General features: G+C 55.4%; 12 protein-coding genes. 6 read left to right on the forward strand and 6 right to left on the reverse strand.

Going from position 1 to position 13,570, the window contains the following annotated elements:
• Positions 1-93 precede the first annotated feature (93 nt).
• The 4 genes from HG66A1_RS17895 to HG66A1_RS17910 all read left to right on the forward strand — a co-directional run bounded on the left by HG66A1_RS17895 (position 94) and on the right by HG66A1_RS17910 (position 3,326).
• Positions 94-1,140 (forward strand): TauD/TfdA family dioxygenase, encoded by a 1,047-nt coding sequence (locus tag HG66A1_RS17895; protein ID WP_197996650.1) that lies wholly within the window; start codon positions 94-96, stop codon positions 1,138-1,140.
• 103 nt (positions 1,141-1,243) lie between these two features.
• Complete coding sequence (locus HG66A1_RS17900) at positions 1,244-1,750, forward strand: YbaN family protein (protein WP_145186913.1); 507 nt, start codon at positions 1,244-1,246, stop codon at positions 1,748-1,750.
• Between the two features lie 172 nt (positions 1,751-1,922).
• Positions 1,923-2,846, forward strand: coding sequence for a TIM barrel protein (locus HG66A1_RS17905; protein ID WP_145041808.1), 924 nt, complete (start codon positions 1,923-1,925; stop codon positions 2,844-2,846).
• A 105-nt stretch (positions 2,847-2,951) separates the two neighbouring features.
• A complete protein-coding gene (locus HG66A1_RS17910) occupies positions 2,952-3,326 on the forward strand; it encodes a DUF2237 family protein (protein ID WP_145041809.1) in 375 nt (124 codons plus the stop codon).
• A gap of 117 nt (positions 3,327-3,443) precedes the next feature.
• Here HG66A1_RS17910 and HG66A1_RS17915 read toward each other — a convergent pair whose 3' ends face one another.
• The 4 genes from HG66A1_RS17915 to HG66A1_RS17930 all read right to left on the reverse strand — a co-directional run bounded on the left by HG66A1_RS17915 (position 3,444) and on the right by HG66A1_RS17930 (position 7,590).
• Positions 3,444-4,649 carry a PQQ-dependent sugar dehydrogenase gene (locus HG66A1_RS17915; RefSeq protein WP_145186916.1) on the reverse strand — a complete coding sequence of 402 codons (1,206 nt, stop codon included), beginning with the start codon at positions 4,647-4,649 and terminating at the stop codon, positions 3,444-3,446.
• Between the two features lie 135 nt (positions 4,650-4,784).
• A complete protein-coding gene (locus HG66A1_RS17920; RefSeq protein WP_145186919.1) occupies positions 4,785-5,987 on the reverse strand; it encodes an NPCBM/NEW2 domain-containing protein in 1,203 nt (400 codons plus the stop codon).
• A 33-nt stretch (positions 5,988-6,020) separates the two neighbouring features.
• Entirely contained in the window at positions 6,021-7,118 is a 1,098-nt protein-coding gene (locus HG66A1_RS17925) for a prenyltransferase/squalene oxidase repeat-containing protein (protein ID WP_232106609.1), read from the reverse strand.
• A 112-nt stretch (positions 7,119-7,230) separates the two neighbouring features.
• Positions 7,231-7,590, reverse strand: coding sequence for a hypothetical protein (locus HG66A1_RS17930; RefSeq protein ID WP_145186923.1), 360 nt, complete (start codon positions 7,588-7,590; stop codon positions 7,231-7,233).
• A 327-nt stretch (positions 7,591-7,917) separates the two neighbouring features.
• Between HG66A1_RS17930 and HG66A1_RS17935 the strand changes: the two genes are divergently transcribed.
• Positions 7,918-8,733, forward strand: a complete 816-nt coding sequence (locus HG66A1_RS17935) for a phosphoribosylformylglycinamidine synthase subunit PurQ (RefSeq protein ID WP_145186926.1) — start codon at positions 7,918-7,920, stop codon at positions 8,731-8,733.
• An 18-nt stretch (positions 8,734-8,751) separates the two neighbouring features.
• Here HG66A1_RS17935 and HG66A1_RS17940 read toward each other — a convergent pair whose 3' ends face one another.
• Complete coding sequence (locus tag HG66A1_RS17940; protein ID WP_145186929.1) at positions 8,752-9,972, reverse strand: pyruvate carboxyltransferase; 1,221 nt, start codon at positions 9,970-9,972, stop codon at positions 8,752-8,754.
• A gap of 237 nt (positions 9,973-10,209) precedes the next feature.
• Here HG66A1_RS17940 and HG66A1_RS17945 point away from each other — a divergent pair, with 237 nt between their 5' ends.
• A complete protein-coding gene (locus tag HG66A1_RS17945; protein ID WP_145186932.1) occupies positions 10,210-12,012 on the forward strand; it encodes a cation:proton antiporter in 1,803 nt (600 codons plus the stop codon).
• Positions 12,013-12,075: 63 nt separating this feature from the next.
• Here the strand turns inward: HG66A1_RS17945 and HG66A1_RS17950 are convergent, their stop codons facing one another.
• Positions 12,076-13,533, reverse strand: coding sequence for a Gfo/Idh/MocA family protein (locus HG66A1_RS17950; protein ID WP_145186935.1), 1,458 nt, complete (start codon positions 13,531-13,533; stop codon positions 12,076-12,078).
• Between the last annotated feature and the right edge of the window lie 37 nt (positions 13,534-13,570).

Consider the following 13,570-nt stretch of genomic DNA (forward strand, 5'->3'; position numbering starts at 1 on the left):
GGTTCAACTCTGCAACACGTCTGCTTTAATCTCCTGTCTGAATCTGTTAGGCTGAAACCGTTACAGTTATAACAGAACAGGAGTATTTTCAGAGTGAGTGATCAACCTTCCGTCCCCGACCTGCCTCCCGCATTTGAGATTCCGGCTGCCTGGAAAGGTGCAGAACTCTTCTCCCGAGACGACTGGCTGGTTCACCTGGAGCAGCGTCATCTCGATGATCTGGATTCGGCTGTGAAGACAATCTCATCGAAAAACCTGAGCCAGGCTGAAATCACCCCCGAACGTTTCCCTCTGCCAGAACTTGGTCCCCTGCTGCGCCGGGTTCAACATCGGCTGGAGCACGGATCGGGAGCCTGTCAGATCAAACGCGTGCCGATCGAGAACTACTCTCAAGAGGAACGCGAGATTCTGTTCTGGCTGATCTCCGTGCATCTGGGAACGCCGGTCTCACAGAGCGCGACCGGGGAAAAGCTGTTCCATGTGCGGGACGAAGGTTTTAAGGTCGGACAGGCCCAGGCCCGCGGTCCGAACACAAGCAAACGGCTCAGCTTCCATACCGACCGTTGTGATGTGATTGGTTTTCTGTGCATCCAACAGGCCCTCTCAGGCGGCGATAATCAACTGGTCAGTTCGGTGGCTCTCTTCAACGAGATGCGGCAACGCTGGCCCGAGTTGACGCAAACTTTGATGCAGCCGTTTTACTATCTCAGGCATAACGTCGATACGGGAAACCAGAAGCCGTTCTGTCGGCAACCCATCTTTTCAGTGCAGGATGGTCACTTCGCCGGCAGCTTTCTGCGGGTCTTGATCGAACGCGCTTATGCTTCCCCCGACCTGCCTGATATGACCCCCGAGCAGAAGCAGGCCATGGACCAACTGGAAGCACTCGCCGAAACGCCGGAAATGAGTGTCACCTTCAGCCAGGATCCGGGGGACCTGCTGTTTTTGAATAACTGGGTCACGTTTCACCGCCGGGATGAATTCACGGATGCGGAAGAGCCGGAACTGAAACGGCACCTGCTGCGGGTCTGGCTTGCGGTTCCCAACAGTCGTCCACTGGATCCCCTGTTTGCCGATAATTACGGGAATACAGCTGCTGGATCTGTTCGCGGAGGCATGCCGACGACCGCGGCCCGCTGAGCCCGTGCAGGCTCGATTCGTGATCCGCCTTGTCCCATTTCTCAATTGAGCTAGAATAGGGGACCGATTCGTCCTTTTACTGTGCCCTTGAGATCTGAATTTCATGCTTCGCAAATCGCAGCCGCATCAGCAACAGCCTGAATCTTCATCCGATTCCGGATTAAATCTGGATCGGCTGGCGTTCGATGAAATTCATCCTGCATTCCTGGACACCCTCGATGAGCAGACCGTCCCCACGGTAACGGGACTGAGAAAGGCGATCTATCTAGTTCTGGCGGGATTCTTTTTTGTGCTGGGCGTGCTCGGCGTGGCACTGCCTGTGCTCCCGACTACGCCGTTCCTGCTGCTGACCAGCTACTTTCTGATCCGCACTTCTCCCCGAATGAACCGGGCACTGCTGCGTTCTCCCGTGCTGGGTCAGGTTCTCAAAGAATGGCAACAGGATGGTGGTGTGAGGCTGAGCGTCAAAATTCAGGCAATTACGATCGTGGTTCTGATCGTCGGCGCGACGCTGATCTTCTCGCCCCTCTCGGTGCTGCTGAAATCCGTACTGGTGGCCCTGGCCTGCGTAGGCATTCTGGTGGTGATTCGCCTGCCCGGGCTGAAGTAAGTATTTCCAGCAGGATGCTGTGCAACTGACGAGCGGTTTGACATTTCGTGTGTGCGCCTCGAAGCTGGTCCTGAGAATCCAGAGGGATAACAGGTGCATCCGCCTTGCTGTTCAGCTAGAATAAATTTCCGATACAAGCACACATATAAATTCGCAACAAGGAGTCTTACATATGCAACGTCGAGAGTTTCTCAAAAGCGGGATGCTGGCAGGGGGAGCCGCTGTGTTAGGTAGTACTGCTGCCCAGGCAGCCGACAGCAAAGAGCAGAAGCCATTTAATCTGAAATACGCGCCCCACTTCGGCATGTTCAAGAATGCCGCGGGCAACGATCCCATTGACCAGTTGAAGTTCGCCGCCGACCAGGGCTTTACCGCCTGGGAAGACAACGGCATGAAGAAGAAACCCAAAGAGCTGCAGCAGAAAATCGCCGACACCATGGAAAAGCTCAACATGGAAATGGGTGTGTTCGTAGCACATGGTTCCATCGGCAAGCTGACCTTCACCCGTAAAGACAAAGCGATGTGGGACGAAGTCCTCAAAGACATCAAAGACTCCGTCGAAGTTGCGAAGCGGGTCAACGCAAAATGGATGACCGTCGTTCCCGGTAACCTGGATGAAGGTCCCCGTGCCCGTCTGGCTGAAGGTTACCAGACCGCCAACGTGATTGAACTGCTCCGTCGCTGTGCCGAGATCTTTGAACCACATGGCATGGTCATGGTGCTTGAGCCACTCAACTGGTATGCCAATCATGGTGGCGTCTTCCTGCAGGGTTCTCCTCAGGCGTATGCCCTCTGTAAAGCAGTCGACAGTCCGGCCTGTAAGATTCTGTTCGATGTCTACCATCAGCAGATTACCGAAGGCAACCTGATCGTGAATATCGATCAGTGCTGGGATGAAATCGGCTACTTCCAGTCAGGTGATAACCCGGGCCGCAAGGAACCTGGTACAGGCGAGATTAACTACCTGAATGTATTCAAGCATATCCACTCCAAGGGATTTGAAGGTATCGTGGGAATGGAACATGGTAATTCCAAGCCCGGCAAAGAAGGCGACATGGCCGTCATCGAAGCTTATCGTGAGGTCGACCAGTTCTAAACGCTGCTAAGACCTGAAAATGCAGCCTGTATCAGGCTCGTTGCGCGCTGGTCTGCTCGCCTCGCGTTGATTTACTGACGATCCCCCATTGATGGACCACTGACTATGACTGAAAAGAAAGCCAAAAACGTGCTCGGCACCGAACTGGAGATCTGTTCTCTGGAACCGGTAACCGGATTTTATCGTGACGGCTGCTGCAACACTGGCGGTTCGGATCTCGGTCTGCATACGGTGTGCACCGAAGTCACGGAAGAATTCCTGGCCTTTTCCAAGGAACGGGGCAACGACCTGAGTACACCTCATCCGTTGTTCGAATTCCCGGGTCTGAAGCCCGGCGATCGCTGGTGTCTCTGTGTGGAACGCTGGAAAGAAGCCTTCGAGGCCGGCATGGCCCCCAAGGTGAAACTCGAATCGTGCCACATTTCGACACTGGAATTCGTCGATCTGGAAGATCTGCAGGCCTATGCCATCGAAGCCTGATGCACGTCGTGCGGATTTCCACATACTGATAAAATAAAACCACGGAACCTGCTACTGCCGGTTCCGTGGTTTTTGCATACTGACACCAAGTGACACAGTTTAACTGCCGCTGCGGAATTATTTCGCTTTCAGCATATAGATTTCGCTGAAGGATGAGGTCAGGAACATCTCTCCATTCTGATCGGTGCCAAACGTCATCACGGGGATGCTGGGGCTTTCGATCACATGATTGGCAGTCACCTTTTTGCTGCTCTCGTCATACTTCAGAGCCCAGAATTTACCGGAGACATAATCGCCGTAAATGTACATGCCCTGGATCGCGGGAATTGCTTTGCCGCGATAGACGGATCCGCCGGTAATTGACTTACCGACATTGTGATCATATTCCCAGATCGGCTCGATGAGGTGTTTGCGGGCTTCGACACCATTGGGACCGAAGGGGTGTTTGCCTTCACGGACCGACCAGCCATAGTTGCCCCCTTTGACGACGATATCGATTTCTTCCCAGATGCCCTGCCCGACATCGCCGGCCCAGAGTTTGCCGGTCTTATCATCGAAGGCAATCCGCCAGGGATTACGAAAACCGTAGGCCCAGATTTCCTTACGGATCGTGGCGAAGGTCGGTGTTTTACCATCTTCAAAAGGGTTGTCTTTGGGGATCGCGTAATTCAGTCCGGGTGATTTGTGATTGACGTCGATGCGACAGATCGATCCGAGCATCGTGGACAGGTTCTGGCCGTTATGGAAGGCATCTCCACCCGCGCCGCCATCACCAAAGACGATATACAGCATCCCATCCGGGCCAAATACGATGGTGCCCCCGTTATGGTTCCAGGCGGGCTGTTCGACTTTCATCAGAATCTCTTCCGAGTCTGCGAGGGCCTGATCCGGATTGTCTTTGGAAACCCGGAAGCGGGAAATGACGGACGTCGCATTCGGAGTTTCAGGAGAGCTGTAGTAGACGAAGAATTCGCCGTTCTTCTTGAAATCGGGATGGAAGGCCATGCCGAGGAGGCCCATTTCGTTTTTCTTGTCGAGATAGATCACACGATCGGAGATATCGAGGAAAAGTTTGCCTTCTTCCAGATCTTCATCTTCAGGTGTATTGGGAACGATGTATATCTTTCCCTTCTGCGAGGCGATAAACAGACGGTCCGTGCCATCGCCGGCGTGAGTAATCACAATGGGGCGATCAATCTGCAGGTACGGGAAAACCTTGACCAGCTTGATGGGAGCTGGAGAAGTATCCACTTTCTCTTCAGCAGAGAGTGGCGGGCAGACAGCCAGAATCAGCAGCAACGCGAGTGAGGTAATCGTTTTCATAGAGGGTCTCTTTGTCATGCGGGTAAACAACGGGGGTAGAAACGACGCGCTTGCGTGATCACCAGAATAGAAAAAACAGACCGGCAATGCCACTCTGCGCCCGGTCCGCTTTCCGGCGGGAGTTTAAAAAACGAATCAGGGCTTTTTAATCAGCACCGGTCGGCACCAGTTGAGATGATCTTCAATGTCCGCGTTTTTACCAAAACCGACTTTCAGCACCAGCTGCTGTGCTCCGGTGAGATCAATCCGGGGCACTTTGACAATCTCTGTTGAGTGCCGCGCCACTTCGCGTTGATAGACAGGCTTGCCGTCCACCAGGATCTGCACCTCGACACTCGCCCGATGCCCTGCGGAATCGTCCAGTCCCACACTGGTTTCGAACGCAGAATACTGCCCGTCCAGTTGATAATGCAGCTCTGCAGCGCTGTGCATGCCCAGACCGGAATCGAAGTACTGCCCTCCTGAAATCAGCGGTCCGTCAAGCACATTGCGATTGCGCTGCCACTTCCAGTTGCGAGAGAGATAGGGGATAAAACGGTACTCAGAGGGCTCCAGCTCCGACAGGGGAACCACGCGTCCTCCCCGAGGTGTGACGCCAGCCAGGCGATCCCGCTCACAGATGATGTCTGCCCCAAACAGGGTGCGAGCCCGCAGTCGGCTGTCGTTCAACGAGAGATTGGAGGCCGTTACCCGTGTGCCATCGGTGAGTGTGAGTTGATAATGCAGCTCTTCGGGCTGCGGAAACGCAATCAGCTCCGGATTGAAATAGAAATAGGCGATCCCAGTACGGGGAACCGTTGTTTCACCGGCCGCAGATTCAAACTGGAAACCGCCCTCATCGAAGCCCAGAAATTCGCCTTCAAGGTAGTCGCCGTTTTTGAGGTAGAACAAATCGGTCTTTTTAACCGTCTGTTCCAGCTGACGAATCAGGCGGGCGCGGGCATGTGTGGCACGGGGCCAGCTGAAATAAGCTGCCCGGATCGTTTCCAGGGGCACTTTCAATTCATCCAGCCGGGGACAGGCGGTCAGACGAATCACAAGGGCTTCCTCAGCAGCCCGTAAAATTTCGGCATGCAGACGGTCGCCGTTCGCGAGGATCAACAGGCCCCCGCTGGGAGGCAGCTTGTCGACCGGATCCAGCTGCAGGCGGATAATCTCTGTCGCCGGTATTTCCTCGGTTCCCGCTTTGCTCTTGATCGTGAACCGGTTCTGCTCGATCTGCAGCAGTTCGCCGGTGATTGTTTTCCCCGCCGCGGTCTGCAGTTTGTCGGCCTGCAACGGTTCTGAAACCAGAACACAGGACAACAGAGTCAGACTGAACACAACGAACAATCGCATCGGACAACCTCTGGGGGAATGCAAGCTTCTCGATCAACGCTGGAAAATCGGGATGTTATTGCGGGGGATCTGTAGAACGATGCAGGACATGGCCGTGCTGTATTCCACGCAGTTGGAACTGTCGGGACGCCAGCTGCCACTCGCCATCTGGCCGGCGACGAGCTCTTCGCGAATCGCGGTGTACCAGGTATCCCAGTACTGCTGCCCCGCCTGCCACATCGCCTGGACGGCGTAATACTGACCATAGTAATAATGACTGCCTCGGAAATAACGTTGATTAGGCAACCGGCCCATCAAGTAGGTCAGCCCGTTTTCGATCTCCGGACCTTCATAGATCCCGGCACTGTATAAAGCGACAACGCCTGCTGCCGAGCGTGGGAACTCACTCTCGGCCTGCCGGACCAACTGGTAGCGAAAGCCACCGTCTGGATTCTGACTCTTTTTGACATAATCGATGCAGCGATCGATGACTTCTTTAGAGATAAAGATGCCGCAGTTACGGGCGGCACGCAGGGCCATGATCTGACAGACGGTGACCGAAAGATCCGCGTCCTTACTTTCCGGCGTGTAGCGCCAGCCCCCTTTGGAGTTCTGCGATTTGACGATCAGCTCCACCGCTTTTTCGAGTTTGACGCGGACATCCTTGCTGCGCGTCATCCCGTAAACTTCCGCGAGAAACAGCGTCGCAAAGCCATGACCGTACATCGGGCCGTGTGAGATGCTGTCGGGCGAAATGATATATCCGGATGGCTTGCATGAAGCGAGAATGAAATCGACGGCTTTCTGAACCTGAACGCCGTACTTGCCCCGCCCCGGTGTGTTCCCGTCTCCCAGGAAGGCCATGCCACACAGCGCGGTAATAGCCACGTTGTTCTTGAAAGTGGAACCGGACCCGAAAGAACCATCGGGATGTTGACGCTCAGCCAGATACTGCAGACCACGCTCTACCGCCAGTCGCGCCGGTGGAGTGTAATAGCGTTTACCCTGCGCATCGATCGAACGGTTGATTTCCGGCTGGGCTGCGACGGGCTGTACTGCTCCGCCAAGGATCAACGTCAGCGCCAGAACCAGACCGCGGACGGAAACCGGGATTCGAGTGAAGAGGCCTGGTTGAAATCGCAGGTATTGCAAAGCAGTCACTTACCCTGAACAGAGTGAAATCGGAGTCGACTTACCCCTGTATTGTACGGGATCGAGGAGTAATGAAAAGCAGCAGCCTGGAAAAACAGCTCGATCGGCTGGATCAGGGCTGAATGACTTCCGGATATTTCGAATTGCGTCCCGATAAGCGGGGCGTAGGCCGCATGGCTCCCCCTGGCTGAGGTTGTCCAGTGGGTTTCGTCATCATCGACTGCTCGATGGCCAACCGTGATTCGGTCCGCTGACGGCTGAAATCAGGGGGACGGACGACTTCCGGCCCCAGCGAGCTGGAGGGAATCGGATCTTCCAGCTCCATCATCTTTCGTTCTTCCATTTTCTGACTGCGGTTCATCGCCTGACGGTCCGAAAACAGCCGGGGAATCCGCGTATTCGTAGAGTTAATACAGCCTGCACAGGCAGGTGTAAGTAACACGATCACGCAGAGACGAAACCAGGAATTCATGAAATGACAGACTTTGGAAAAACGGGGCTGTCCTCAGCGGAAAGCAGAGGCTCCAGAACAGGGGCCGGACTATAACAGATGACCTGCCTGACGAATAGAGAGATTTTTCAGGATCGGCGATCTGAAGAATGCCTCTAAACTGCTCGTATTTCTCAATTTACAACGATATAATCAGGCCCTGATGCATCAAACTGAGGAAAACCCGGTTTTTAAGAGGCTAACCCGGTGCTGACGCTGGCAGAAAACCGGTTTTCGCAATAGCATCCTCTGTAGTGGAAACAATTTCCCCTGAGACTGGTATCGAAACAAAGGATTTACGCTGCTCCCATGTCAACTTCTCCCAAAGTCTGTGTGTTACGTGCCCCCGGAACGAACTGCGATATCGAAACGGCACATGCCTTTGATCTCTGTGGAGCCGAATCCACCCGCATCCATCTGCTCAAACTGCTCGAAAAACCGGCGCAACTGAACGATTACCAGATCCTCTGCCTGCCCGGTGGCTTCAGTTATGGTGATGACGTGGGCGCGGGCATCATTTTCGCCAGTCACCTGCAGGGACAGCTGGGAGAAGTGATCGGGAACTTCCTGGCCGCTGACAAACTGGTACTGGGGATCTGTAACGGATTCCAGGTGCTGCTCAAATCGGGAATTTTGCCCGGTGGTGCTGCCAGCTGGCCCCCCAAAGCCGATCAGCCCCGCGATGCCACACTAACCTGGAACAACAACGGCAAATACACATCGCTGTGGGTCAACCTGGGAGTGCTCGCAAAAGAGAACGTCTTCCTCAAAGACATCGACCAGATCGAGCTGCCCATCGCGCACGCTGAAGGCCGCATCGCCGTCAGTGATCCGTCAGTCATCGAAAACTGGCAGGCCAACTCGCAGATCGCGATGTGCTACCGGGAAACCGGCGAAGCAGAAACGACGATACAGGAGGAAATCCTCCCCTATCCTGTGAACCCGAACGGTTCGGCCTGTAACATCGCCGCCCTGGGAGATCCTTCCGGTCGCGTCCTGGGACTGATGCCTCACCCCGAGCGTTACCTGTTCGCCACACAGCATCCGCAGTGGACGCGACTGGGGCTGGAAGGGGAAGGCGCAGGCATCCAGTTGTTCCGCAATGCGGTTAACTACTTCGCCTGAGTCTGAGCAGCGAACGATTCAGCTCGAAAGTTTCAACAGCAGGTCATCATCGACGAGCTCCCCCTTGGGGAGTTCTTTAATGGCCTGCATCACGCGTTGCACGGTCTGCTCGCTCGGCTCGCGCCCCAGTTCATGCAGGCGGTGCAGAATGGCTCTCCGACCGCTGTGACGTCCGAGAATCAGTCGAACGCCCTCTGCACCGACCGTCTCTGGTCGATATGGCAGATACGTATCCGGATTTTTCAACAGTCCGTCCTGGTGGATGCCCGCTTCGGTCGCGAAGATGTTACTGCCGCCAATCGGCTTCATCGGTGAGAGAGGAATGCCCGTCAGCTCGGAAACCAGACTGCAGAGCGGCGCGAGTTGTGATACATCCAGTTTATGCGGTCGCTCATATTCATCCTGATGCAGATGCAGGGCCATCGCGACCTCTTCCAGTGCCGCATTGCCGGCCCGCTCTCCAATGCCGTTGACGGTACACTGCACAACGTTCGCCCCCGCATCGATACAGGCCAGAGTATTCGCGACCGCCAGTCCCAGATCGTTATGAAAGTGCACCGCCAGCAGTACGTTCTCAATGCCGGGCACCTGGTCCTGAATCTGACAGATCAGGTCCTGCGCCTTGTAGGGGGTGAGGATGCCCACGGTATCGGGAAACCCGATGGTCGTCGCCCCGGCAGCGATCGCTTCCCGGTAGACTTCACAGAGGAAGTCGACTTCGGTCCGACTCGCATCTTCAGGACTGAAAGCCACGATGTCGAACTTTTCCGCCGCGTATTGAATGCTGTCGACGATCAGTTTGAGGACTTCGGTTTTACTCTTTTCCAGTTTGAATTCACGGTGCAGCGGACTCGTCCCGCAGAAGAGACTCACGCCCCGTTTGTGTGGCGGATTGCCGGCGAGCGCCTCGTCGGCAGCGTCGATGTCGCCGGGCAGCGTACGACAGAGTGCCGTGAGCACCGGCTTCTTGATCACACCGACCATACTTTGAATCGCTTCGATGTCCGCCTGCGACGAAGCGGGGAAACCGGCATCCAGTGAATGCACGCCGGCTGCTTCAAGGGCTTTGGCGATCTGCAGTTTCTCGGCTGGATCAAGCGTGGCGCCTGGCATCTGTTCGCCGTCACGTAGAGTCGTATCGCTGAACAGGACCGCACCGGAACGTCGATGATGACGGATCACTGCCCGCTTGACTTTATTCTTTACGTGTTTTTTGGCACCAGAGAAAAACTGAAACATCCATTCGCATCCATACTAAAACTGAAAGCAGTATCTCGACTGGAACACGATTATAGCCAGCGTCCGCCGATCTGACACTGTTTTCAGAGACATTCACTCGATTTCCAAAGGATTCCCCCTGTCCGCGAAACTCATTGCGTTTTACTCAGCCAATCCATGCCTGCCGGATCTTCCCTCCCCGTTATGACTCGTATATGATCCCCACAGATTCCACCCGCCATAAAGGATTTTGCAGCGATGACCTTGTTCGACTTTGGAGTGTTCCCCACTCAAACTTTTCATCTCCTGGCTGCCACAGAAGGAACGATGTGGCATTCCCTGGCAGATATTCTCATTCTGCTGGCAACGGCCATTGTTCTGGGAACCCTGGCCGAACAGCTCAGACAGAGTGCCATCCTGGGCTACATCGCCGCGGGAACACTCGTTGGGCCCAACCTTTTGGGATGGGTCGCGGATCGACAGAGCATTTTTGACCTCGCGGAACTGGGGGTGGCACTACTGCTGTTTGCCATCGGTCTTGAATTTTCGCTACCGCGACTCAAGCGACTGGGACGCATCCCGCTGGTCGCCGGCATCCTGCAGATCATTCTCACCCTGCTCGGAGGACTGTCTGTCTCGCTGCTGCTGAGTTTTTCCTTTCCCGAAGCTCTCGCGATCGGGGCCATGATCGCCCTCAGCAGTACCGCGTGTGTCGTGCGCATGCTCAATGACCGGGCCGAACTCGATGCCCCTCACGGCCGCACCGCGTTGGGAATTCTGCTGGTTCAGGACATGGCGGTCATTCCGCTGATGCTGATCATCACCGCGCTGGTCGGCAAAGGGTCGGCCGGAGAGATCGCGATTCAGCTCTCGATTTCGTTTCTGCTGGCAGTCGTCTTTGTGGCTGTGTTTTATGGACTGTTCAATTTTATCCTGCCCCGACTGCTGGAACTGTCGTCGCTGAGACGGAACCGTGATTTCCCGATTCTGCTGGCGATGGTGATGGCGGCGGGCTCCGCCTGGGCCGCGCATCGACTTGGACTCAGCCCTGCTCTGGGCGCGTTTGTCGCGGGAGTGTTGCTGGCGATCTCTCCGTTTGCCACGCAAATTCGCGCCGATGTTCAGCCACTGAAAACCGTGCTCGTCACCCTGTTCTTCTCTGCAGTCGGGATGTTTGGTGACCTGAACTGGGCCGTCCAGCATCTGGGACTCGTCCTGGCTGTTGTTGCAGCGATCATTACTGGCAAACTGTTAATCACCTTCGGCGCAGCCTGGTTCTGTGGTCAGCCCTGGCAGTTCGCCCTGGGAACCGGCCTCTGTCTGGCCCAGGTCGGGGAATTCTCTTTCGTACTCGCCACCGTGGCGCGAGGCACAGCGGACGCACCGGGGATTCTCTCGGAAACCACGTTCCGCCTGATCATTTCGTCGACGATCGCCACGCTGCTGCTGACTCCTTACCTGATTCAACTGGCACCGGTCGCCGCGAATCTGCTCCGCCAACTGTGGGACCGACAACCGGCAGAAAACGAATCACGCTCCCCGCATGTTGATGTTACGGATCTGGAATCCAGCCGGGAAACCAACGATGATCTGGTCCTCATCCTGGGATTCGGTCCCGCCGGTCAGCGCGTCGCAGGTGAACTGCTGCAGGTGGGTTTGAAGAAAATTGTGGTCGTCGATCTGAATCACGAAAATCTGCGGATGGCAGAGCAGTACGGTCTACGTTCCCAACTGGGCGATGCGACTCAGATCGAAGTGCTGGAACATGCGGGCCTGTATCGCTCCCGCCTGGTAATTATGACTCTGCCCAGTCCGACGGTCTGTCGCCAGATCATCTACCTGGTACGTCAGATGTCACCGGCTACGACCCTGTATGTTCGCTGCCGCTATCACCTGCATCACTGGCAGCTCCTGGCGGCGGGAGCGGATGTGATTGTTGATGAAGAAGAGCACGTGGGCGAGTGTCTGGCGAAACACATTCTGGATTCCCCCCTACTGCTGCAGCAGCTGTTGAAGTCGAATCAGAAACCAGAGGCGGGACAGTCCCCTGACCAGACATAAAAAAAGGCCCCCTTCGATAGCGAAGGGGGCCTGGTCATGATCGTTTCAGATTGAAACAGACTCTTACAGTTCAGCTGTTGTGGGAACCACGAACGGCTTACGGTATTCACGAGTCAGTTTCGGATTCGCAGCAGAAGCCTGTCCACCGGTGAAGGTTTCTGACTTGCTGTCGATGGTCAGTTTGGGGCCCATGCTGATGATGGTGTCATCAGTATCGAGCTTGTTGTTGCCCAGGTGCTCGCGGAAGCGGCCCAGAGTTTCCAGGGCTTCGCTATCACCCTTGAATTCACCGGCGACTTCCTTCACAGGCATGGTGTTGCCCATTTCGTAGGAAATGTTACCCAGGTGACACAGGGCACTGGAGATGTGACCTTCTTCGATGTCCGCATTCAGATCGCTGATCTTGCGGCTGCGAACAGCATCCACAAAGTTGGCGAAGTGATCGGCAGAACCGGAGAACTTCTTGATCAGCTTGCCGTCGTTGTTGAAGGCAGAAGCACTGTTGTAGCTCGGAATCACAACGTAACCGTCGGTACCGTAGAAGATCACCCCTACTTTAGCACCACGGTAAGGTTCGGTTTCCAGACCACGTACTTCGAAGACCAGACGCTTGTCGCCGAACTGGTGGATACTGACCTGAGTGTTGGCGACGTTACCAGCATCGGTGTAACCCAGACGTCCGCCGTAAGCCTGAACGCTATCGCCGACGTTATCAACGCCGAGACCCCAGCGGGCTACGTCCATCTGGTGAATCCCCTGGTTACCCAGGTCGCCGTTACCGGTTGGTGTCTGCCAGTGCCAGTCGTAGTGGAAACGCTGACGTGTCAGCGGTGCCATCGGTGCTGGTCCGAGCCACAGATCGTAGTCGACGCTGGCCGGTACATCGTAGTTCCCTTTAGGACCGATTGATTTACGACGCTTGTAGCAGGTACCGCGAGCCAGTTTGACTTCGCCGATCCCGCCGGCTTTCACGAATTCAATCGCATCGATCAGACCAGGTTGTGAACGGCACTGAGTACCGGTCTGGACGATCTTGTTGTGCTTACGGGCCGCTTCCACAATCCGACGACCTTCGCTCACGTTGTGGCTGACAGGCTTTTCGCAGTAAACGTCTTTACCAGCCTGGATCGCCCAGATCGCTCCCAGAGCGTGCCAGTGGTTGGGAGTCGCGATGCTGACGATATCGATATCCTGATCGTCGAAGGCTTTCCGCAGGTCTTTGTAGTAAGTTGGTTTTTTGTTGGTCTTTTTGTAAACATTGCCCACACCTTTGGTCATCCCCACGCTTTCATCGGGATCGACGATGGCGACGATTTCGGTGTCTTTACGGCCGGCGAAGGCACCCAGGTGAGACTGACCACGACCATTGACACCCAGCAGGGCGACACGCAGTTTTTCGTTGGGGCTGCTGGACTGCGACTCGGCTGCAGAGAGCTGAGGAATCGAAGTGCTCAGAGCTGCTGCACCAGCGGCAGCAAACATCGATTGTTCAAGGAATTCGCGACGAGATTGTTGAGACATCTTCTTTTTTCTCCTCATTGTAGTGTCAGAAGGTAGG

It is taken from the genome of Gimesia chilikensis, assembly GCF_007744075.1.
GTDB lineage: Bacteria > Planctomycetota > Planctomycetia > Planctomycetales > Planctomycetaceae > Gimesia > Gimesia chilikensis_A.

Coding starts and splice junctions, on each gene's coding strand:
- HG66A1_RS17900 (WP_145186913.1), top strand. CDS start 1,244: ATGCTTCGCAAATCGCAGCCGCATCAGCAACAGCCTGAATCTTCATCC.
- HG66A1_RS17905 (WP_145041808.1), top strand. CDS start 1,923: ATGCAACGTCGAGAGTTTCTCAAAAGCGGGATGCTGGCAGGGGGAGCC.
- HG66A1_RS17910 (WP_145041809.1), top strand. CDS start 2,952: ATGACTGAAAAGAAAGCCAAAAACGTGCTCGGCACCGAACTGGAGATC.
- HG66A1_RS17915 (WP_145186916.1), bottom strand. CDS start 4,649: ATGAAAACGATTACCTCACTCGCGTTGCTGCTGATTCTGGCTGTCTGC.
- HG66A1_RS17920 (WP_145186919.1), bottom strand. CDS start 5,987: ATGCGATTGTTCGTTGTGTTCAGTCTGACTCTGTTGTCCTGTGTTCTG.
- HG66A1_RS17930 (WP_145186923.1), bottom strand. CDS start 7,590: ATGAATTCCTGGTTTCGTCTCTGCGTGATCGTGTTACTTACACCTGCC.
- HG66A1_RS17935 (WP_145186926.1), top strand. CDS start 7,918: ATGTCAACTTCTCCCAAAGTCTGTGTGTTACGTGCCCCCGGAACGAAC.
- HG66A1_RS17940 (WP_145186929.1), bottom strand. CDS start 9,972: ATGTTTCAGTTTTTCTCTGGTGCCAAAAAACACGTAAAGAATAAAGTC.
- HG66A1_RS17945 (WP_145186932.1), top strand. CDS start 10,210: ATGACCTTGTTCGACTTTGGAGTGTTCCCCACTCAAACTTTTCATCTC.
- HG66A1_RS17950 (WP_145186935.1), bottom strand. CDS start 13,533: ATGTCTCAACAATCTCGTCGCGAATTCCTTGAACAATCGATGTTTGCT.